This is a genomic window from Pseudomonas sp. SG-MS2, assembly GCF_009933855.1.
Taxonomy (GTDB): domain Bacteria; phylum Pseudomonadota; class Gammaproteobacteria; order Pseudomonadales; family Pseudomonadaceae; genus Aquipseudomonas; species Aquipseudomonas putida_E.
Genome location: NZ_MOMO01000094.1, coordinates 1 through 558, shown reverse-complemented (window position 1 = coordinate 558; position 558 = coordinate 1). Strand labels below are relative to the sequence as shown.

The following is a 558-nucleotide window of genomic DNA, read 5'->3' as shown; positions in this document are numbered from 1 at the left end:
CCCCCGCCTGTTCGACGCGATTCTCGAGCAGCGCTTGCCACCCGGCAGCCTGCTGCCCGAGCAGGCACTGGGCAACGCCTTCGGCGTCAGCCGCACGGTGATCCGCCGGGTACTCGGGCGCCTCTCGGACCAGCAGGTGGTGGTGCAGCGCCCCAGCCACACCGCGCACCTGGCCGCCCCTGATCCACAACAGGCGCGCCAGGTGCTGAGCGCCCGGCGCCTGGCCGAAACCACCCTGATCAGCCTGGCAGCGCAACGCGCGCGGCCGGCGCAGATCCGCCAACTGCGTTCGCTGGTGGAGCGCGAGCGCCAGCACCACGAGCGTGGCGAACGTTGCGCGGCAATCCGCCTGGGCGGCGAATTCCACCTCAAGCTTGCCCAGGTGGCCGCCAATGCACCGCTGGCACGTTTTCTCAATGGCCTGGTGCCGATGACCTCACTGATCATCGCCCGCTATGAATCGCCCTGCTGCGACCACTGTGCCTGGCAAGAGCACGCGGCGATCATCGATGCCGTGGAGGCTGGTGACGCGGCAGCGGCGCTTGCACTGATGGACGA

At 69.4% G+C, this 558-nt stretch carries 1 protein-coding gene; it reads left to right on the top strand.

Going from position 1 to position 558, the window contains the following annotated elements; translation table 11 throughout:
* Positions 1–558 (top strand): GntR family transcriptional regulator (locus BLX42_RS07655; RefSeq protein ID WP_161871491.1); only part of this gene is annotated, 558 nt, incomplete at both ends.